The following is a 19,950-nucleotide window of genomic DNA, read 5'->3' as shown; positions in this document are numbered from 1 at the left end:
TGCAAACAGTTGCGCAAACATCCCCTGAGAAACTGAATCCTGACAAAACACCCGGGCGCGGCACAGCGTCTTGGCCGGATTGCCGATACGCGGTGATCACGGTGGGGGAGACAGGCAGGATCTACCGAAGGAGGATGGAGCATGTCCGATACATACGGGCAAACAGCGCTCGACACGTTTCCGCGACTGCTGATGCAGCACGCAAAGCTCCGGCCCAACCGGCCAGCGATGCGCGAGAAGGCCTACGGCATCTGGCAAACCTACACCTGGTCGCAGGTGGCGGAGAATGTGCGGGCCATTGCCTGCGGCCTGGCCGAAATGGGTTTCAAGCGCGGCGATCGCCTCGCCATCATCGGTGACAACCGCCCCCGCTTGTACTGGTCGGTGGCCGCCTGCCAATGTCTTGGCGGCATTCCGGTCATGCTCTACCAGGACGCAGTGGCACAGGAAATGGCCTATGTGCTGCAGGATGCCGAGATCCGCTTTGCCGTGGTCGAGGATCAGGAGCAGGTCGACAAGATGCTCGAGATCCAGCCCGAGGTGCCGCTGCTCGAGCATGTGATCTACGACGACCCACGCGGCATGCGTCATTACACTCAGACCATGTTGATGGGGCTGGATGAGTTGTGCGAGATGGGGCGCATCCACGATCGCAACCAGAGCGATTTCCTCGATGGCGAGATCGAGAAAGGGGCATCGGACGACATTTCGGTGATGCTCTACACCTCCGGCACCACCGGCAAGCCCAAAGGCGTATGTCAGACTCACGGTGCATTCATCGCGGCCGCGCGCGGCGGGGTGCAGTTCGACAAGCTGGGTGATCAGGAAGACATCCTGTCCTACCTGCCGATGGCTTGGGTCGGTGACCACCTGTTCTCATTTGCCCAGGCCATGGTGGCGGGTTTCACCATCAACTGCCCGGAGTCGGGTGAGACGGTGATGAACGATCTGCGCGAGATCGGCCCTACCTACTATTTTGCGCCGCCGCGGGTGTTCGAGAACCTGCTGACCCAGGTCATGATCCGCATGGAGGATGCCGGCCCCACGAAACGTGCAATCTTCCATCATTTCATGGAGGTCGCGCGCCGTTGCGGTGCCGACATCCTCGATGGCAAGCCGGTGTCGGCTGTTGATCGTCTGCAGTATGCGCTGGGCAACCTGCTGGTTTATGGTCCGCTGAAGAACGTGCTCGGCATGAGCCGTATCCGTGTGGCCTACACCGCCGGTGCGGCGATTGGACCGGATCTGTTCCGTTTCTACCGTTCGATCGGTGTCAATCTCAAGCAGCTCTATGGCCAGACCGAAACCTGCGCCTATGTCTGCCTGCAGCCCGACGGCGAGATCAAGCTCGATTCCGTGGGCAAGCCGGCGCCCTTCGTCGAGGTCAAGCTGGCCGATAACGGCGAGATCCTGGTCAAGGGGCCGATGTTGCTGAAGGCCTACTACAAGCGTCCGGACGCCACGGCTGAGTCGATCAATGCCGATGGTTACTTCATGACCGGAGATGCAGGCTTCTTCGACGAAGATGGTCATCTGAAGATCATTGATCGAGCCAAGGATGTCGGCAAACTGACCGACGGCTCGATGTTCGCGCCCAACTATATCGAGAACAAGCTCAAGTTCTTCCAGCACGTCAAGGAGGCGGTGACTTTCGGTAATGGCCGGGATTTCGTCACCGCCTTCATCAACATCGACCTTGAAGCGGTGGGCAACTGGGCCGAGCGCAAGGGCATGGCTTATGCCGGTTATGCCGATCTGGCCTCGCAGTCCGCGGTGTACGACCTGATCCGCGAAGGCGTCGAGAAGGTCAATGCCGACCTTGCGGCCGATCCGAAGATGAGTGGTTCGCAGATCAAGCGTTTCCTGATCCTGCACAAGGAGCTCGACGCGGATGACGGCGAGTTGACCCGTACGCGCAAGGTGCGCCGCAACTTCGTCGCCGAGCGTTATCAGGTGCTGATCGATGGCATGTATGCGGGCAACAAGTCCCAGTTCATCGAGACCCAGGTGAAGTACGAGGATGGCCGCACCGGCAAGGTCAGTGCCGATCTGCGCATCGAAGACGCCAAGACCTTCGCGCCCCTGGCTGCGAAGCGGGCCGCTTGAGGAGGCAGCGATGATGATGAATGACATGGCGAACGTGGCCAGCAGTACCGGCGGCGGTGGCCGCCGAATCGGCGAGGTGATCCTCGACCTGAAGAACATCTCCTTGCGGTTTGGTGGGGTGAAGGCGCTGACCGACATCAGCTTCGACATTCGCGAGCACGAGATTCGTTCGATCATCGGTCCCAACGGCGCCGGCAAGAGTTCGATGCTCAACGTGATCAACGGTGTCTACCACCCGCAGGAAGGGCAGATCCTGTTCCGGGGCGAGCCACGGCAGAAGATGGAGCCGCACATGGCAGCGGCCCAGGGCATTGCCCGCACCTTCCAGAACATTGCGCTGTTCAAGGGCATGACCGTGCTGGACAACATCATGACCGGTCGCAACCTGAAGATGAAGTGCAACCTCTTCCACCATGCGCTGTTCTTCGGCAAGGCGCAGCGCGAGGAAATCGAGCACCGCAAGAAGGTGGAGGAGGTGATCGACTTTCTCGAGATCCAGAGCATCCGCAAGACGCCGGTCGGCAGACTGCCCTATGGTCTGCAGAAGCGGGTGGAGCTGGCGCGCGCACTGGCTGCAGAGCCGACCATGCTGCTGCTCGATGAGCCGATGGCCGGCATGAACGTCGAGGAAAAGCAGGACATGTGTCGCTTCATCCTCGATGTGAATGATCAGTTCGGCACCACCATTGTGCTGATCGAGCACGACATGGGCGTGGTGATGGACATTTCCGATCGCGTTGTGGTGCTTGACTACGGCAAGAAGATCGGTGACGGCCCTCCTGACGAGGTCAAGAACAATCCCGATGTGATTGCAGCTTATCTCGGTACCTCACACTAAGTCCGCCGCCAGAAAGAGAAGGACAAGGAGACAACAATGGGTTTCTTTTTCGAAGTGCTGATCGGCGGCCTGCTGTCCGGGGTGTTGTACGCCCTGGTCGCGCTGGGTTTCGTGCTGATCTACAAGGCCTCGGGGGTGTTCAACTTCGCCCAGGGGGCCATGGTGTTCTTTGCTGCGCTGACCTTTGTCGGCTTCCAGGAGGTGCTGCCGGGCTGGACCGGTCTGGAACCGGGCAGTATCGCGGTGTTCTGGATGGCTTTCGTGCTGGCATTGGCATCGATGGTGGTGCTGGGCATCCTGACCGAGAAGGTCGTGCTGCGCCCATTGGTCAATCAGCCGCACATCACGCTGTTCATGGCCACCATCGGCCTGACCTTTCTGGTCGAGGGCATCGCCCAGGCGATCTGGGGCAATCATGTGCGCGGGCTGGATCTGGGCATCGCCGATGAGCCGATCGAATGGGTGCTGGATTCGGCCGACATCATCGTGTCCAAGTTCGATGTGTTCGCGGCCACGCTGGCCGGCATCCTGGTGGCCTCGCTGGCGCTGTTCTTCCAATACACCAAGGTGGGCCGCGCGCTGCGTGCAGTGGCTGACGATCACCAGGCCGCGCTGTCGATCGGCATCCCGCTGCAGCATATCTGGGCGATCGTGTGGGCGGTGGCCGGCTTTGTGGCCCTGGTGGCGGGTCTGATCTGGGGCGCGCGCAGCGGTGTGCAGTTTGCGCTGACCTTTACCGCGTTGAAGGCGCTGCCGGTGCTGATCCTGGGCGGCTTTACCTCAGTGCCGGGGGCGATCGTCGGTGGCCTGATCATCGGTGCGTCTGAAAAACTCGCCGAGGTGTATATCGGCCCCTTCGTCGGCGGCGGGATCGAAGGCTGGTTCCCCTACATGCTGGCACTGCTCTTCCTGCTGGTCCGGCCTGAAGGCCTGTTCGGCGAGAAGCACATCGACCGGGTCTGACCACGGCCGCCAACGACAAAGATAACGGAGACAACAGATGCTTTATCGTGAAGCCGGCCAGTTCAAGGCCAGTTACCAGGAAGATCAGCAGATCTTTCCGATCCGGCAGGACCGGATCGGGATGGCGGTGATCCTGGCATTCTTCTTCCTCGCCGTGCCGATGCTGGCCAGCCAGTACTGGCTGCAGGCCATCCTGATTCCAGTGCTGATTTTCTCGCTGGCCGCAATCGGGTTGAACATCCTTACTGGTTATGCGGGGCAGCTCTCGCTGGGCTCGGCTGCCTTCATGGCGGTGGGGGCGTTCGGGGCCTATAACTTCATCCTGCGCATCGATGGCATGCCCTTCCTGGTCGGCGTCCTGCTCGGCGGCCTGAGTGCAGCGGCAGTCGGCGTGGCGTTCGGCCTGCCGTCCTTGCGGATCAAGGGCTTCTACCTGGCGGTGGCGACGTTGGCGGCACAGTTCTTCATTGTCTGGGCGCTGGTGAAGTTTCCGTGGTTCTCCAACAATTCCAGTTCGGGCGTGATCACCGCGCAGCAGATCGAGATCCTCGGGTTCGCCTTCAATACGCCGGAGTCCAAGTATCTGCTGACGCTGGCCATCGTCACCGTGCTGGCCTTTGTCGCCAAGAATCTGGTGCGCAGCACCACTGGCCGCAGCTGGATGGCCGTGCGTGACATGGATGTGGCGGCAGAGGTGATCGGCATCCGCCCGATGCGCGCCAAGTTGTCGGCGTTTGCCGTATCGTCGTTCTACTGCGGGGTGGCTGGTGCACTGTATGCCTACACCTACCTGGGAACAGTAGAGCCGGAGGGCTTCAGCCTGGACCTGTCTTTCCGCATCCTGTTCATGATCATCATCGGCGGTGTGGGGTCCATCATGGGCTCCTTCCTGGGGGCGGCATTCATCGTGCTGTTGCCGATCTTCCTGAACGTGGGCATGCATGCGGTATTTGGCAGCGCGATGCCGGCCGGCATGGCATCCAATCTGGAGCTGATCATCTTTGGCGGGCTGATCATCTTCTTCCTGATCGTCGAGCCTCATGGCCTGGCCAGGTTGTGGCAACTGGCCAAGGACAAGCTCAGACTGTGGCCTTTCCCGCATTGACCGGACTTTTCAGCCGCCCGGGATGTTCAACCCGGGCGGTACGAAGGTAGTAGCACGTCGTACCACACACAAAGAGAGGAGACACTCACATGAAACTGAAGCAAACCGCGCTCATCGGCGCCACCATCGCCGGCCTGCTGGCCACCGGTTATGCCGCCGCGCAGGAACAGTTCATCGGTCTGCCGAGCTATCGCGTCGGTCCCTTCGGCTCGAACGGTGCATCGCTGTATGGTGGCTGGATCGACTACATGGCCATGGTCAACGCACGTGATGGCGGGGTCAACGGCGTCAAGCTGACCTGGGAAGAGTGCGAGACCGAGTACAACAACGCCCGTGGCGTAGAGTGCTACGAGCGCCTCAAGAACAAGGGGCCTACCGGCAATTCGGTGTTCCAGCCCCTGTCGACCGGCATCACCTACTCGGTGCTGGAGAAGGTCGCACAGGACAAGATTCCGCTGGTCACCATCGGCTATGGCCGCACTGATGCGGCCGATGGTCGCGTGTTCCCGTGGGTGTTCCCGATGATCACCACCTACTGGTCGCAGGCCTCGGCCATCGTGAATTACATTGGTCAGAAGTCCGGCGGCATGGACAAGCTCAAGGGCAAGAAGATTGGCCTGCTCTACCACGATTCCGCTTATGGCAAGGAGTCGCACGCCATCATCGACAAGTTGGCCGAAAAGCATGGCTTCGAGGTGCAGAAGATCGCCGTGGCCAACCCGGGTAACGAGCAGCAAGCCCAGTGGCTGCAGATCCGTCAGTCCAAGCCCGACTACGTCATCCTGTGGGGCTGGGGTGTGATGAACGCGACTGCGCTGCGCACTGCGGCCAAGACCGGCTATTCGCGCGACAAGATCATCGGCGTGTGGTGGTCCGGCTCCGAAGAGGACACCATCCCGGCCGGTGATGCCGCCAAGGGCTATGTCGCCGCCGGCTTCAACGTCGCAGGTGCCAACTATCCGGTGATCAAGGATATCCAGAGCCAGGTCTACGCCAAGAACGCCGGCAATATGGAAGACAAGAACCGGATCGGCAGCGTGCTCTACAACCGTGGTGTGGTGCACGGCATCATCACCGTCGAAGCCATCCGCACTGCCCAGGAGAAGTACGGCAAGGGCAAGCCGATGACCGGCGAGCAGATCCGCTGGGGCTTCGAGAACCTGAACCTCGACAGCCAGCGTCTGGCCGCATTGGGCGCGACGGGCTTCATGCCTGACCTCAAGATCAGCTGCGAGGATCACGAGGGTGGCGGCAAGGTCAAGTTCCAGCAATGGGACGGCACCCAGTGGAAGGTGGTCAGCGATTGGGTCGAGGCTGATCGTCCGCTGGTCCGCGGCATGATCGAGGAGTCCGCCGCGGCCTACGCCAAGGAGAAGGGCATCACCCCGCGCGACTGCTCCAAGGAGTCGTAATTTTGCAGCAGCACCGGCGACGCCGGTGCGCTGAACAGCCGGCGGCTTCATGCCGCCGGTGCAGGCTCCCCGCAACAGCGGGGGTCTGCCCGGTGCTTGCGCCACAGGCGAGCATCGCGCAGACCCTCTGCCGGCAAGACCGGGGAGGTGGGACGGAGACAACAGGCGAGAACCATGACCATGACAGCCACCGCAAGTGCCGCGACGCAGGCCAGCCCCTACCTCAGCATCAACAACGTCGAGGTGATCTACGATCACGTCATTCTCGTGCTCAAGGGCGTGTCCCTGCAGGTCGAGAAGGGCAGTATCGTCGCTCTGCTGGGGGCCAATGGCGCCGGCAAGTCCACGACCTTGAAGTCGATTTCCAACCTGTTGCGTGCCGAGCGCGGTGATGTCACCAAGGGCAGCATCGAGTTCAAGGGCAACCGCATTGATCAGATGACACCCAATGACCTTGTCCGCCGCGGCGTGATCCAGGTCATGGAGGGGCGCCATTGCTTCGGCCACCTGACCATCGAGGAGAACCTGCTGACCGGTTCCTACACCCGCAGTATTTCGCGCAGCGAGCTCAAGGAAAACCTCGACAAGGTCTATCACTACTTTCCGCGTCTGAAGACGCGACGGACTTCGCAGGCCGGCTACACTTCCGGCGGCGAGCAGCAGATGTGCGCCATTGGTCGCGCGCTGATGGCCAAGCCGGAAATGATCCTGCTCGATGAGCCATCGATGGGGCTGGCGCCACAGATCGTCGAGGAGATCTTCGAGATCGTCAAGGATCTCAACAGCAAGGAGCAGGTCAGCTTCCTGCTGGCCGAACAGAACACCATGGTGGCGCTGCGCTATGCGGACTTCGGTTACATCATGGAGAACGGCCGCATCGTCATGGAAGGTGCTGCCAGTGACCTGGCGACCAATGAGGACGTCAAGGAGTTCTATCTGGGCCTGTCTGGCGAAGGGCGCAAGAGCTTCCGCGACGTCAAGCACTATCGTCGTCGCAAGCGCTGGCTGAGCTGAGCGCCCGCCTGCCCGACTGTCCGCCATGCACGGATTTGCACCCTCCCTTGTTCTTCCAACTTTCGGTATGTCGCCGCGTACTCACGGCGAACGGGATGCTTCCATGGACTACTACGACACCCGCGAAACCCGTCCGCAGGCCGAGCGCGAAGCCGAACTGTTTGCGCGCCTGCCGGCTCAGATCGCCCACGCCAAGGCAAATGCCCCCGCCTTTGCCGTGACCCTGGCCGATGTTGATCCCGCCAGCGTCACCAGCCGCGAGGCGCTGGCCCATCTACCGGTCATCCGCAAGTCCGAACTGCTGGAGCGGCAAAAGGCGGCACGACCTTTCGGCGGCTTTGCCGCCGCGCGCTGGGGGCGATCCTGCCACCGCGTGTTCGCCTCACCTGGGCCGCTGTACGAGCCCGAAGGTGCACGCGCGGACTACTATCGCCTGGCCCGGGCCTTGTATGCCGCAGGGTTTCGCGAAGGCGACCTGGTGCATAACACCTTCTCCTATCATTTCACCCCGGCGGGGTCGATGATGGAGACGGCAGCACATGCGGTGGGCTGCACCGTGTTTCCCGCGGGCATTGGCCAGACCGAGCAGCAGGTCGCAGCCATGGCTGACCTGAAGCCCAATGCCTATACCGGCACGCCTTCGTTCCTTCGCATCATCCTCGACAAGGCGGCGGAGTTGGGCGTGGCGCCTTCGTTGACCAAGGCCTTCGTGTCGGGTGAGGCGTTTCCTCCCAGCCAGCGAGATGCACTGGCGGCACGCGGCATTCAGGCCTTCCAGGCCTACGCGACCGCCGATATCGGGCTGATTGCCTACGAGACCCCTGCGCGCGAGGGGCTGGTGCTGGACGAGGACATCATCCTTGAGATCGTGCGTCCCGGTACCGGCGATCCGGTTGCGGAGGGCGAAGTTGGCGAGGTGGTGGTGACCACCTTCAATCCCGACTACCCGCTGATCCGCTTTGGCACCGGTGACCTGTCAGCCATCCTGCCGGGCACCTCGCCTTGCGGTCGCAGCAATCTGCGCATTCGCGGATGGCTGGGGCGTGCGGATCAGACCACCAAGATCAAGGGCATGTTCGTGCACCCGGCTCAGGTTGCTGATGTATTGCGTCGGCATCCGGAGATCGTGCGCGGTCGTCTGGTGGTCGAGAACCCGGATCTCAACGACCGCATGACCTTGCACTGCGAAACAACGGACAGCAATCCGGCGCTGGCCGAAGCGATTGGAAGCAGTATCCGGGAGGTGACCAAGTTGCGGGGTGAGGTCAGCTTCTGCCCGCCGGGCAGCCTGGCCAATGACGGCAAGGTGATCGACGACCTGCGCAAGTACGACTGACCCGGTCATCCGCTGACTGATTTGTGTGTGGGCCCTCTCCGGCCCGGCATTGCCGGGCCGGGTTTTTCTGGTGAGCGGACCCGGTATGGGCCGTGCGCCGTCTGATGCGAGCATCCTTCTGCCATGTCATCCAAGCCCCTGTCCGGTCTGAGAATCCTCGACCTCACCCGATTGCTTCCCGGGCCCCTGGCCACGCAGCACCTTGCCGACTACGGCGCCGAGGTCATCAAGATCGAGGACACCGGTGCCGGGGATTACGCCCGCAGCATGGGGGCGATGGCGGGTGAGACCAGTTATTTCTATCAGGTCGTGAATCGCAACAAGAAAAGCCTGCGCCTTGATCTCAAGCAGCCTGCCGGGCGGGCGCTTTTCCTGCGGTTGGTCGAATCGGCCGATGCCGTCGTCGAGGGCTTCCGTCCCGGCGTCATGGACAAGCTGGGCTTGGGGCATGCCGCGCTGCTGGAGGCGAATCCGGCGATCGTGCTGTGCAGCATCACCGGCTATGGACAGACCGGGCCATATGCCCAGCGTGCCGGGCATGACATCAACTACATCGGCTACGCCGGGGTGCTCGACCAGATCGGTACAGCGGGGAGCGGTCCGGTAGTGCCCAATGTGCAGATCGGCGATCTGCTCGGCGGTACCATGTCCGCCGCATTCGGCATCATGGTGGCACTCTACGAAGCAAAGTCCAGCGGCAGGGGACGACATGTCGATGTATCCATGACCGACGCCGCGATGGCTCATGCCATCTTCCCGCTGGTCGAGGTCCTGGCCCACGGCCGTGTCAGGCCGCGCGGAGAGGATCTGCTCAGTGGCGGCGTGCCGTGCTATGGCATCTATGCAACCGCTGACGGCCGGCACATGGCGGTGGGAGCGCTGGAGGAGAAGTTCTGGTTCCTGCTATGCGATACCCTCGGGCTGCCGGAGCTGAAGTCCGCCCATCTGGACGGCGGTGAAGCCGGCGAGCAGGCGCGGCAACGTCTTGCAGAAATCTTTGCAAGCCGCAGCCTGGCAGATTGGGTGGCGGTATTCGACGGGGTGGATTGCTGCGTGACGCCGGTGCTGCGCCTGGAAGAGAGCATGGAGAATGCCCAGATCCAGGCCCGTGGCGCAGTGGTCGAAGTGGGCGGGATACGTCAGTTTGCGCCACCGGTACGTTTGTCCGGCCATGTGCCGGACTTTTCCCGACCCGCGCCTGCAGCAGGCGCAAATGCGGACAGCCTGTTGTCCGAGTTGGGACTGGATGCCGGGCAGATCGATCAGCTGCGCCAGTCTGGCGTCATCTGATCATTTTTCGCTGGTCTTGCGGCGGGCCCGGGTCTTGGTTTCGGCAGGGGTCTCGCTTGCTGCGGCAGGCGTTGCGGGTTGCGCCTGCGACATCATGTTCCAGGGCCACATGGCGGCTGCGGCAGCAAACGGATTGGCATTGCCGGGCTGAGCGTCGGCGCCTTCGGCCTGCTTTTCGCTGCCTTCCTGGGCGTGCTGGCTCATGGCCTTGACCGCCGCAATGGCCGCCCGCTGCATCTCCAGCCCCTGGGTTGTCATCTGCAGCATGTTGAGATTCATCTTCAGCCAGCCTTCGACTGCTTTCATGTCCGAGATGCGTTTGTCGAGTTCATCGACGTCCAGCGTCGGCGTCACCATGCCGGGCAGGTTGAACCCCATGTTGCTCCACATGCCACGGACGAAATCGAGTGGATCCTGCGCTGCTTGATCGTTTGACATCACATGACTCCCGGCGGATTGGCTGACATCTTCATCTTAACCGATACGCGTGATCGTACGCATGGCGCACAGCAACATCGAGCTTGCTCACGCGTCGTGCTGCCTGCGTCAGCCAGTCGCCGCCCCGCTCATGCCTGATTGCTCAGGCGGTGGATCAGCGCACGCAGCCGGGCTGGACGGACCGGCTTGTGCAGCAAGGGAATGCCCGCACGCTGCGCCATGCGCAGCGTCTCCTCGCCGGTATCCCCGCTGATCAGGATGGCGGGCAGCCCCGGCCCGATCCGGGCGCGCACGGTCTGGATGACATCGATACCGTTCTGCTCGCCGTGCAGACGAAAATCGCTGATCAGCAGGTCGGGCATGCCCCGGCCCTGTGAAATCAGACCCAGCAGCCCTTCCACCGACTCGGCCGACTGCATCTCGCATCCCCAGGAGCGCAACAGGCTTTCCATGCCGGCGCAAGCCAGTGGGTCGTCGTCGACCAGGGCCACGCGCAGCCCCTTGATGTCGCCGGGAGGGCGGCTGTTCTCGCCGACAGGCGACATCTGCTCCGGCGCCGCGGCATCGAGCTCAACGGCGAATACCGAGCCGCGACCGGCGGTCGAGCGCAGGTCGAGCCGGTGTCCCAGCAATACCGCCAGGCGGCGGACGATGGCCAGGCCCAGGCCCAGGCCCTTGTCGCGCGCGCGCGCTGCGTTGTCGAGCTGGATGAACTCCTGAAAGATGATCTCCTGAGACTCCTGCGGAATGCCGATGCCGCTATCGCGTACTTCGATACGCAGCCGCTCTCCGCGCTTGCGGCACGCCACCATGACGGTGCCGGCCGGTGTATAGCGGATGGCATTGCTGACCAGGTTGGTGATGATGCGCTCGAACAGCACCGGATCGCTGAATGCCCAGTGAGATGTCGGCCTGACCCGCAGGCGCAGTTCGCGCTCTTCTGCAGACGGCAACTGTTCGGCGGCGATGCGCTCGAGTACCGATTGCAGGGCAAAGGCGCGAGGGTTCGGATGCAGCACGCCAGCGTCGAGCTTGGAGATGTCCAGCAGACTGTCGAGCAGGTTGTCCATGGCCTCGGCCGACGCCGCGATGCGCTGCACGAGGCGACGGCTTTCCGGTGCATGAGGGTGCTGCGCAAGTTCGGAAATGAACAGCCCCAGGGCGTGCATCGGTTGTCGCAGGTCGTGGCTCGCGGCGGCGAGAAACCGCGACTTGGCGAGGTTGGCGCGTTCGGCTTCTTCCTTGCGTGCGCGCAGTTCGGCTGTGGCTTCCTCGATGCGTCCCACCATCTCGTCGTGTGCGCCTTCGAGACGCTCTGCCATTTCATTGACGCCTTTGGACAGGGTGGCCAGGCTGCCGCCGCCGAGCAGCGGAACACGTTCGTGCAGATTGCCCTGGCCGATGCGTGTCACGGTTTCGGCGACAACCCTTATCGGCCCGCTGACCCCGCGACTCAGACGCGAAGCCAGCAGGATCGAGCCCAGCAGCACCATCAGGACCGAGCCCGCACTGGCCCACAGCAACTCGTTGCGTTGTTGCTGCAGTCGTCTGAGCGACATTTCGACCACGACACTACCGAGCGGGCGCTCGTTGAGCTGGGCGGCAGAGCCCAGCGTAATGGCGGCAAAGCCGTCGTCCAGCTCCAGTCGGCTGGGCCGTATGGGTTCGATCAGGCGTAAGGTCGGGCCCTGGATGAGCTGGCTGGATTCGGTCGCCGGCGCATTGGAGACGGGGGGGAGCTGACGGTCGAGCATGCCGCTGCGTGCCATGACCTGACCGCGATCATCAATGATGCCGACGCCGGCGACATCATCCTCGGCCAGTACCGCACTTGCGATCTGCTGGAGGGATTCGCGATTGCCGGAAAACACCGCATACTCGCTGGCCGCGGCCAACTGGCGGGCGATCGCCCGCCCTCGTGCGCTCAATGCGTCGTCCAGCGCGGTCAGCCGGGAATGGGTGTAGTAGGCGGTCAGCAGCACGGCAAGGGCGAGCATCGGCAACACCGCGGCAAGCATGACCCGGGCGCGGATGCCCCAGTGGGTGATCATGGACGTCGTCCCTCCTCTTGCATCAGCGCGGCAGCCAGCGCTTCTGCGCTGTCGAGATTGAGGCCGAGCGAGCGTGCAACATTGACGTTGATGCCGATTTCGAAGTGGCTGGGGGGCTGGACCGCAGGCAGTTCGTTGCCCCGGGCGGCGCGAACAGCGAGCTCCGCGGTCTGCAGGCCAATCTGGGCGGGCGTGGAATAGAGGGCGAGCAGGGCGCCCGCACGGACATAGGCTGCGGAGAAGCCCAGCACGGGCGAGCGATTCCGGTAGGCGGTCAACAGCACGTTCTGTACGGTGAAACTATTGAAGATCTGGGTGTCCGGGGTTGCAATCAGGATTGCTGGTTCAATCAGCACCCGCTGCAACGCAGGGTAGAGGTCACGTTCGGTGCCGACCTGGGCTTGCCGGACTTCCAGTCGTCGAGCGCGGGCCTCGGTTTCAAGCTGGAGGACGCGGGGGTCGTCCGCCGTGCTGCCGAGCAAGGCAATACGTTTCCAGTCGGGGAGCGCCAGGCGTAACAACGCGATCTGCCTGGAGGCGGGTTGATCCAGGACCACGCTGTTGCTGGCGGCGCTGTCTGGTGGGCGCGCAGGCAAGGCCTGCTGGGTGCTGGCCGGGATCAGGCTATGGACGATGCGCTGGCGTGGCGCCAATTGCAAGGTACGGCGTGCTGCCTGGGAGCCAAGGGTGATGATCAACCGAGCATCCCCCAGGGTGGCCGAGTTGATCCGGCCAAGGTCGATCTCATCGACGCTTGCTGAGGGAAGCGCCTGGTTCAACTGGCCGCGCAGCACCGTTGCCACTTCGGCATGCGCGCTGTCGGATGCGTCCAGCACGACGGCGATCCGCATGCGTTCGTTCGCGCTCACGACACTGCCGTGTGCGAAGAACAGGATCATGCAGAAGAGCCTCAGCACGCGCGCCATCAGTGCTCAGCCCGTCATATGCGGGTAGCCTGTATCCGCGATGCTGCGGGTGCATGATGTCTGGCCGCCACCGGTGACGGGCGGGCGATTCACACGTCCGGAACTGTTTTCATTCCGATACTCGCCATCTGCATGGAGTGCGTGCATCATTGCAGTCGCGACGGGTTGCGAGCCGGCGCCCCGTCCGGATAAGGTCCGCAACGAGGCAAGGGTCGCTGAAGGGGTGGGGGCACGAGGATTCACGGTGCTGCGGTTCGACATTTCGCTCAGCTGCGATTCTCGCTGGTTTTTTGCTCCCCTGATAGAGGGAGGAATGGTCAGTTTAGCACTTCATGCTATGCTTCACGCATTGTGCGGCCAGCCGGAAGAATGATGGAGCAGTATGTGACGAAGATCCTGATCGTTGAAGACCACACCCTGGTACGTGAGGCCATGGCGCACACGCTGGCCAGGCTTACGGATGATGTCGAGTGTGTCCAGGCCAAGGGCGCGGACGATGCACTGGCCAAGCTTGAGGCCTCGCCGGACTGGGATCTGGCGATCATCGATCTGATGTTGCCGGACATGAACGGCTTTTCCCTGCTGGCGGTGCTCGCCAAGCGCTTTCCCGATGTTCCGGCCATTGTCGTGTCGGCAATGGACGACGATGCGTCGATTCGGCGAGCGATCAAGGGCGGTGCCTCCGGTTTTGTCTCCAAGTCCAGTTCGGGCGAGGAAATGCTGCAGGCCGTCCGTGTAGTGCTGGAGGGGGGCGTGCATACACCAGAGACCAGCGATCGCGGCAACTCCCGCCGTTCCGGCGCTCCCGTCAGCGAGCGTTTTGGTCTCACTGCGGCGCAGACGCGCGTGCTTGAACTGCTTGCTCAAGGCAAGACCAACCGTGAAATTGCTGATCTGCTGGGCTTGTCGGAAGGTACGGTCAAGGTCCATATGTCGGCCATCTTCCGTGCCTTGGGCGTATCCAACCGGGCGCAGGCGCTGGTGGTGATTTCGCGTCACGGCACCCGTCTCTGAGCGTTTGTCGGCCGCCCCCGTGGGCGCTCGGTGTTCGACTGATCCAGCACGTCGACGCTCCGGACCTCGACTGGGCTCGATGCCGGGATTGGCAGGCGCCGCCGGGCACAATCCGCCGGCGCCTGTCGTTCAATGCGTGCGACGCGTTCCCTGATTGAAGCGCAGCGGCATTTCAGCAGGCGGTAACCTGTCTTCGGGCTCGATCTCCGGCGTCTGTAGCTGGCTGTCGTCGATCACATCGATCTCCAGCACCTCAAGGACCTGGCGCCCGAGTGATCGGCAGGCGTTGGCCAGTGGTGTCGGCAGGTGCTCGGGTACCTGCTTCTGCAGCAGCAGCTTGGAGGCTGACAGCGCGCCAACCGGGCGCAGGATGCGGTGTCGGTAGGCGCTCATCAGTTGCGCGACGCTACGGTCTGCCGAGTCGCGCTGCCACGAGTTGCTCGGCCATTGCGACGGGACCGCGTATGCGCGTGGAAACATCTCCAGGTCGCGGATGACGGTCCGGATGTCTTCGTGTGACTCGCGGAACGGCAGCAACACGATGTCCGACAACGCGTAAAGCTTGCGGTCCATTTCGGTACGGTTGCCGCCACCATCGATGACGCCGATCCAGTCGTCGAGGGTGCGCAGTTTGTCGATGACTTTGGTCAACGCGTCGCGGGTGCGTGCGTCGGCCGTGATGTAGCGTCTCCCTTCCGGGGACAGCGGTTCTCGTGAGGTGTCGGTCAGCACACATGCAGAACGGTGGCCGAGCAGGCCGAGACCCTGGCACAGCATGTGCGAGAGCGTCGTCTTGCCGGTACCGCCCTTGTTGCCGATCACACAGATGATCTCAGCCATGAATCCATTCCTCAGCGTTTTGGCATGGGGGTGTCGTACGCTTGCATTATTCTCCTCATGCCGGTGGACTCAGGCGCGGAAAAGCGGCGCTTCGTCAGGCTAATTCCGCGCTTGGGCAGTATGCCCCGGTGCTCCTATCCGGTAGATCAGCAATCGTGTCCTGCGTCCATCATCGACCTGCACGATCTCGTCAGGTTCGCGCCCGGGAATCGCAAAGCTGTTGCTGACCAGCAGGCTGCCGGGCTTCATCTCGGACTGTGCCTTGGTCCAAACCTGCGTCATCGGTACCGGCGACAGGAAGGCATACACCACATCGTACGCCTGCCAGGGGCTCGTGAAAAAGTCGCCAAGATGCCATTCCAGCGACCGTACCCGGCGTCCCAGCAGCCAGCCCAGCGCCCATGGGGCCGGGGCTGCCTCGATGCCCGTGTAGTGGCAGTCCGGCCGCAGCCGGGCCAGCATGCGCAGCAGCGATCCAGTGCCGCTGCCGATGTCCAGCACGGTTGCCGGACGATCGGTGGGCAGCAGGGTGGACAGCTGTTCGGCGGTCTTGCGGTTGCTCAGGTAGAGCGGGACCTGGGTGCGGAAGCTGCTCCAGTACACCAGCGCGAGCAAGATGAAGGCGCCCAGATACCACCCCGGCGAGATCTCCAGCTGCAGGGCCGCGACAGTAGTGGGCATGAAGGCGAGGTGGATCGGCAGCCACCAGCGCGCGCTGCGCAGGATTGTGGCGATCATCACGGCAGCCAGTGCCTGGCTCAGCACCAAGGGCCACAGGCCGGGCGGCAGCATGCCACTGCGTCCGGCAACATAGGCCACCACGCAGGCGAGAAGCTGGGCAAGCAGGGCTTTGAAGGCGGGTGGAATCAAGGGTTGTCGAGCGGAAGGAGGCGAGGTTTCTCATCATACGCGTGGCTCGCCTGCTGGCGCTGCATGGTCTGCCCAAGTCCTGGCTGGCATCTTGCCCCCGGGCGCCCCGGAGCACCCGTGCGTCGAGTGCTGGATCGGCGAGGGCGGTGGGGGGCTCGGTGGCGGGAATGCCATCCCGCCCGCTTGCCGCTGTGGGAGGCGATGCCTTACGCGGCGCGCTCGATGCCTGTGTCCACTCTTCTCCAACGCGTCAGCAAGGCCTCCCGTTGGGCAGCAGCCTGCGCCATGGCCCTGGCCTTCACATGACCGAACCCCCGTATCTGTTGGGGCAGGCTGGCGATGGCAAGTGCGAGTTCGAGGCGGGGGTAGCTGAGTGTGTCCAGCAACTCGGCGATGTCTTTTTCATATTGCGTGATCAGTGCACGCTCTGCCCGGCGTTCGGCGGTGTAGCCGAAGAGGTCCCAGCGTGTTCCGCGCAGTCCCTTCAGGCGGGTGAGCAGGCGCAGCACATGCATCAGGCCGGCACCGAAGGCCTTCTTGGGTATGCGGCCGGTGCGTGGATCGAGGCGCGCGACCAGTGGCGGCGCCATGTGGAAGCGGACTTCATAATCACCGTCGAAGGTGGCGTCGAGCTGTTGCCAGAATGCTGGATCGGTATACAGGCGGGCGACTTCGTATTCGTCCTTGTACGCCAATAGCTTGAAGTAGTTGTGCGCCACTGCTTCGGCCAGCTGGCTGCTGCCGTCGCCGACCTTGCGCTGTTCGACTTCGAGCACGCGCGCAACCAGCATGCGATAGCGCCCGGCGTAGGCTGCGTCCTGATAGGCCGTCAGCGTTGCGGCGCGACGTTCGATCAGGTCGTCCAGCGTCTGCGCACGCAGCGGGGTAGGGGCCGGCGGACGGGCAAAGTGCTCCACCGTGCTCAGGTCGTGCGCTGCCCGGCGTCCCCACAGGAAAGCCTTGCGGTTCATCTCCAGGGAAACCCCGTTCAGATCGATTGCCTTCATCAGTGCGGCATGCGATACCGGCACCATGCCTTTCTGCCAGGCATACCCCAGCAGGAACAGGTTGGTGGCGATTGCATCGCCCATCAGGGTGGTGGCCAGCCCTTGGGCGTCGAGGAAGTCGGCGTTTCCGTCGCCGGTTGCCTCGCGGATTGCAGCCTGCATCCGCGCCAGGGGGAACTGCCAGTCGGGGTCGTGAGTAAAGTCCGAGGTCGGGGTTTCGGCAATGTTGATCACGGCCCGGGTACGTCCTGCTGCCATCTTGGCCAGCGCCTCGACACTGGCGCTGACGACCGCATCGCCGCCGATGACCGCATCTGCCTCGCCTGCGGCGATCCGCACCGCATGGAGATCTTCCGGGTGGTCGGCAAGGCGGATGTGGCTGAACACCGAGCCGCCCTTCTGTGCCAGGCCGGTCATGTCGAGCACGGTGACGCCCTTGCCATCGAGATGGGCGGCCATGCCGATCAGCGCGCCGATGGTCACGACCCCGGTGCCGCCAACCCCGGTCACCATGATGCCGTAGGGTCGGTTGGTGGCAGGCAGCATGGGGTCGGGCAAGACGTTGAAACGTGACTCGTCGGCCTGCAGCGCCTGACCCTTGCGCACCCGGCCACCTTCAATCGTGACGAAGCTGGGGCAGAAGCCGTTCAGGCAGGAGTAGTCCTTGTTGCAGGAAGATTGATCGATGCGTCGCTTGCGTCCGAACTCGGTTTCCACCGGCAGGATGGACATGCAGTTGGACTGCGTGCCGCAGTCGCCGCAGCCTTCGCATACCGCTTCGTTGATGAAAACCCGGCGTGCCGGGTCGGGGAAGGTGCCACGCTTGCGCCGGCGTCGCTTCTCGGCCGCGCAGGTCTGGTCATAGATCAGTGCGGTGACGCCACCGGATGCGCGCAACTCGCGCTGAACCGCATCGAGTTCATCGCGATGGCGGATCGGGACATGGGGGATATCGGACGGACCATAGTTGCGCTCGGTACCATCGGTGACGACGACGATGTTATGCACGCCCTCGGCCTGTAGCTGGCGCACGATCCTCGGTACGTTCAGCACGCCATCATGGGGTTGCCCCCCGGTCATTGCGACTGCGTCGTTGAACAGGATCTTGTAGGTGATGTTCACCCTGGCTGCGACTGACTGCCGGATAGCCAGCAGGCCGGAGTGGAAGTAGGTGCCGTCGCCAAGATTGGCAAAGATGTGCTGTTCGCGGGTAAACGGCGCCTGCCCCACCCAGGGCACACCTTCGCCGCCCATCTGGGTGAAGGTGCCGGTGCGACGTTCGGGCATCCAGGTGACCATGTAGTGGCAGCCGATGCCGGCCAGCGCGCGGCTTCCTTCGGGCACATGCGTCGAGGTATTGTGCGGGCAGCCAGAGCAGAAGGTGGGTACGCGGTCGATCTTGAACGTGCGCTCTGCCAGTGTCCGCTCCTTTGCATGGAGGAAGGCCAGTCGTGCCTCGATGCGGTCAGAGGTGAAGAAGCGACCGACGCGTGCCGCGATGACCCGCGCAATCATCGCCGGGGTCAGCTCACCGGCGGCAGGCAGCAGCCAGTCGCCGTGATCGATGCTGCCGTCGGCACGCAGCACATGTGCCCACTCGCCTTTCTCGTCGAACTTCCCGATCACCCGCGGGCGGACATCTTCACGCCAGTTATAGAGTTCTTCCTTCAGCTGATATTCGAGCAGCTGGCGTTTTTCCTCCACCACCAGGATCTCGTCCAGGCCTTCGGCAAACGCGCGCACGCCATCGGCCTCCAGCGGCCAGACCATGCCGACCTTGTACAGCCGGATGCCGATTTCCGCCGCCAGCGTCTCGTCGATGCCAAGATCGTCAAACGCCTGGCGCACGTCCAGATAGCTCTTGCCACTGGTGATGATGCCCAGCCGTGGCGTGGGCGAATCGATCACCACCTTGTTCAGCCGGTTGGCACGACAATAGGCGAGCGCGGCATAAAGCTTGAAATGCAGCAGCCGCTTTTCCTGTATCAGCGGTGGGTCGGGCCAGCGCAGGTTGAGGCCGTCGGGTGGCAGGGCAAAGTCGGTAGGCAGGCTGATGCGGACGCGTTGTGGATCGATGTCCACCGAGGCCGAGGTCTCCACCGTGTCGGCCAGTGCCTTGAACGCGACCCAGCAACCCGAGTAACGCGACAGCGCGTAGCCGTGCACGCCAAAGTCGATGTATTCCTGCACGCCGGCCGGTGCCAGCACCGGCATCATCATCGACTTGAAGAAGTGATCGGTCTGGTGTGGCAGGGTGGACGACTTGGCGGCGTGATCGTCACCGGCAATGACCAGCACCCCGCCATGCTTCGAACTGCCGGCGGCGTTGGCGTGGCGGAACACATCACCGCAGCGATCCACCCCGGGCCCCTTGCCGTACCACATCGCGAACACCCCATCGACGGTGGCCGCGGGTGAGAGCGTGACCTGCTGGCTACCCCATACCGCAGTGGCCGCCAGGTCTTCATTGACACCGGGCTGGAACACGATGTCGTGCGCGGCGAGATGCTGCTTCGCCTTCCACAAGGTCTGATCCAGGCCGCCCAGCGGCGACCCGCGATAGCCGGAGACAAAGCCGCCGGTATTCAAGCCTGCCGCACGATCGCGTTCGCGCTGGATCATCAACAGGCGTACCAGCGCCTGATACCCGGTCAGATAGACCCGGCCGTGATCAACGGTGTATTTGTCTTCGAGGCTGGGCGCAAGGGTGCGCACCAGCGGATCGCTTTCCGCCATGGGG

Annotated in this window: 15 protein-coding genes; 9 read left to right on the top strand and 6 right to left on the bottom strand. The window is 63.1% G+C overall.

Translation table 11 applies throughout. From position 1 onward, the window contains the following. Window positions 1-141 precede the first annotated feature (141 nt). The 8 genes from DNK49_RS15655 to DNK49_RS15620 all read left to right on the top strand — a co-directional run bounded on the left by DNK49_RS15655 (window position 142) and on the right by DNK49_RS15620 (window position 10,064). Complete coding sequence (locus tag DNK49_RS15655; RefSeq protein ID WP_110526587.1) at window positions 142-2,106, top strand: AMP-dependent synthetase/ligase; 1,965 nt, start codon at window positions 142-144, stop codon at window positions 2,104-2,106. Between the two features lie 10 nt (window positions 2,107-2,116). After that, on the top strand, window positions 2,117-2,944 hold the full coding sequence (locus DNK49_RS15650; RefSeq protein ID WP_110526584.1) for an ABC transporter ATP-binding protein: 828 nt from the start codon (window positions 2,117-2,119) through the stop codon (window positions 2,942-2,944). 36 nt (window positions 2,945-2,980) lie between these two features. Continuing rightward, window positions 2,981-3,907 (top strand): branched-chain amino acid ABC transporter permease, encoded by a 927-nt coding sequence (locus DNK49_RS15645; protein WP_110526582.1) that lies wholly within the window; start codon window positions 2,981-2,983, stop codon window positions 3,905-3,907. A 37-nt stretch (window positions 3,908-3,944) separates the two neighbouring features. After that, entirely contained in the window at window positions 3,945-5,012 is a 1,068-nt protein-coding gene (locus tag DNK49_RS15640) for a branched-chain amino acid ABC transporter permease (protein WP_110526580.1), read from the top strand. An 89-nt stretch (window positions 5,013-5,101) separates the two neighbouring features. Then, the gene (locus DNK49_RS15635) at window positions 5,102-6,424 is read left to right on the top strand and encodes an ABC transporter substrate-binding protein (protein ID WP_110526578.1); all 1,323 of its coding nucleotides are present in this window, start codon (window positions 5,102-5,104) and stop codon (window positions 6,422-6,424) included. 174 nt (window positions 6,425-6,598) lie between these two features. Next, the gene (locus DNK49_RS15630) at window positions 6,599-7,438 is read left to right on the top strand and encodes an ABC transporter ATP-binding protein (protein WP_110526576.1); all 840 of its coding nucleotides are present in this window, start codon (window positions 6,599-6,601) and stop codon (window positions 7,436-7,438) included. A 103-nt stretch (window positions 7,439-7,541) separates the two neighbouring features. Beyond that, window positions 7,542-8,774: a phenylacetate--CoA ligase family protein gene (locus DNK49_RS15625; RefSeq protein ID WP_110526574.1), complete on the top strand. Its 1,233-nt coding sequence runs from the start codon at window positions 7,542-7,544 to the stop codon at window positions 8,772-8,774. Window positions 8,775-8,897: 123 nt separating this feature from the next. After that, window positions 8,898-10,064, top strand: a complete 1,167-nt coding sequence (locus DNK49_RS15620; RefSeq protein ID WP_110526572.1) for a CaiB/BaiF CoA transferase family protein — start codon at window positions 8,898-8,900, stop codon at window positions 10,062-10,064. Here the strand turns inward: DNK49_RS15620 and DNK49_RS15615 are convergent, their stop codons facing one another. The 3 genes from DNK49_RS15615 to DNK49_RS15605 all read right to left on the bottom strand — a co-directional run bounded on the left by DNK49_RS15615 (window position 10,065) and on the right by DNK49_RS15605 (window position 13,452). Beyond that, complete coding sequence (locus DNK49_RS15615) at window positions 10,065-10,502, bottom strand: PhaM family polyhydroxyalkanoate granule multifunctional regulatory protein (protein WP_110526570.1); 438 nt, start codon at window positions 10,500-10,502, stop codon at window positions 10,065-10,067. A gap of 128 nt (window positions 10,503-10,630) precedes the next feature. Beyond that, entirely contained in the window at window positions 10,631-12,553 is a 1,923-nt protein-coding gene (locus DNK49_RS15610) for a response regulator (protein WP_110526568.1), read from the bottom strand. Beyond that, window positions 12,550-13,452, bottom strand: coding sequence for an ABC transporter substrate-binding protein (locus DNK49_RS15605; RefSeq protein ID WP_165843347.1), 903 nt, complete (start codon window positions 13,450-13,452; stop codon window positions 12,550-12,552). Before DNK49_RS15605 ends, DNK49_RS15610 begins: the two co-directional genes overlap by 4 nt. A gap of 411 nt (window positions 13,453-13,863) precedes the next feature. On the opposite strand from DNK49_RS15605, the gene DNK49_RS15600 reads away from it, so the two are divergent. Continuing rightward, window positions 13,864-14,493 carry a response regulator transcription factor gene (locus DNK49_RS15600; protein ID WP_110526708.1) on the top strand — a complete coding sequence of 210 codons (630 nt, stop codon included), beginning with the start codon at window positions 13,864-13,866 and terminating at the stop codon, window positions 14,491-14,493. A 129-nt stretch (window positions 14,494-14,622) separates the two neighbouring features. Here DNK49_RS15600 and DNK49_RS15595 read toward each other — a convergent pair whose 3' ends face one another. The 3 genes from DNK49_RS15595 to DNK49_RS15585 all read right to left on the bottom strand — a co-directional run bounded on the left by DNK49_RS15595 (window position 14,623) and on the right by DNK49_RS15585 (window position 19,946). Further along, window positions 14,623-15,333: a nucleotide-binding protein gene (locus tag DNK49_RS15595; RefSeq protein ID WP_110526564.1), complete on the bottom strand. Its 711-nt coding sequence runs from the start codon at window positions 15,331-15,333 to the stop codon at window positions 14,623-14,625. A gap of 99 nt (window positions 15,334-15,432) precedes the next feature. Beyond that, window positions 15,433-16,200, bottom strand: coding sequence for a class I SAM-dependent methyltransferase (locus DNK49_RS15590; RefSeq protein ID WP_110526706.1), 768 nt, complete (start codon window positions 16,198-16,200; stop codon window positions 15,433-15,435). A gap of 209 nt (window positions 16,201-16,409) precedes the next feature. After that, window positions 16,410-19,946, bottom strand: a complete 3,537-nt coding sequence (locus DNK49_RS15585; RefSeq protein WP_110526562.1) for an indolepyruvate ferredoxin oxidoreductase family protein — start codon at window positions 19,944-19,946, stop codon at window positions 16,410-16,412. Between the last annotated feature and the right edge of the window lie 4 nt (window positions 19,947-19,950).

It is taken from the genome of Parazoarcus communis SWub3 = DSM 12120, assembly GCF_003226565.1.
In the GTDB taxonomy this organism is placed as follows: domain Bacteria; phylum Pseudomonadota; class Gammaproteobacteria; order Burkholderiales; family Rhodocyclaceae; genus Parazoarcus; species Parazoarcus communis.
Note: the sequence above shows the minus strand (reverse complement) of the source record. Positions and strands in the feature narration are given on the sequence as shown.

Excerpts from the sequence above, each read along its gene's own strand:
- DNK49_RS15655 (WP_110526587.1), top strand. The coding sequence starts at position 142 with ATGTCCGATACATACGGGCAAACAGCGCTCGACACGTTTCCGCGACTG.
- DNK49_RS15650 (WP_110526584.1), top strand. The coding sequence starts at position 2,117 with ATGATGATGAATGACATGGCGAACGTGGCCAGCAGTACCGGCGGCGGT.
- DNK49_RS15645 (WP_110526582.1), top strand. The coding sequence starts at position 2,981 with ATGGGTTTCTTTTTCGAAGTGCTGATCGGCGGCCTGCTGTCCGGGGTG.
- DNK49_RS15640 (WP_110526580.1), top strand. The coding sequence starts at position 3,945 with ATGCTTTATCGTGAAGCCGGCCAGTTCAAGGCCAGTTACCAGGAAGAT.
- DNK49_RS15635 (WP_110526578.1), top strand. The coding sequence starts at position 5,102 with ATGAAACTGAAGCAAACCGCGCTCATCGGCGCCACCATCGCCGGCCTG.
- DNK49_RS15630 (WP_110526576.1), top strand. The coding sequence starts at position 6,599 with ATGACCATGACAGCCACCGCAAGTGCCGCGACGCAGGCCAGCCCCTAC.
- DNK49_RS15625 (WP_110526574.1), top strand. The coding sequence starts at position 7,542 with ATGGACTACTACGACACCCGCGAAACCCGTCCGCAGGCCGAGCGCGAA.
- DNK49_RS15620 (WP_110526572.1), top strand. The coding sequence starts at position 8,898 with ATGTCATCCAAGCCCCTGTCCGGTCTGAGAATCCTCGACCTCACCCGA.
- DNK49_RS15615 (WP_110526570.1), bottom strand. The coding sequence starts at position 10,502 with ATGTCAAACGATCAAGCAGCGCAGGATCCACTCGATTTCGTCCGTGGC.
- DNK49_RS15610 (WP_110526568.1), bottom strand. The coding sequence starts at position 12,553 with ATGATCACCCACTGGGGCATCCGCGCCCGGGTCATGCTTGCCGCGGTG.
- DNK49_RS15605 (WP_165843347.1), bottom strand. The coding sequence starts at position 13,452 with ATGATCCTGTTCTTCGCACACGGCAGTGTCGTGAGCGCGAACGAACGC.
- DNK49_RS15595 (WP_110526564.1), bottom strand. The coding sequence starts at position 15,333 with ATGGCTGAGATCATCTGTGTGATCGGCAACAAGGGCGGTACCGGCAAG.
- DNK49_RS15585 (WP_110526562.1), bottom strand. The coding sequence starts at position 19,946 with ATGGCGGAAAGCGATCCGCTGGTGCGCACCCTTGCGCCCAGCCTCGAA.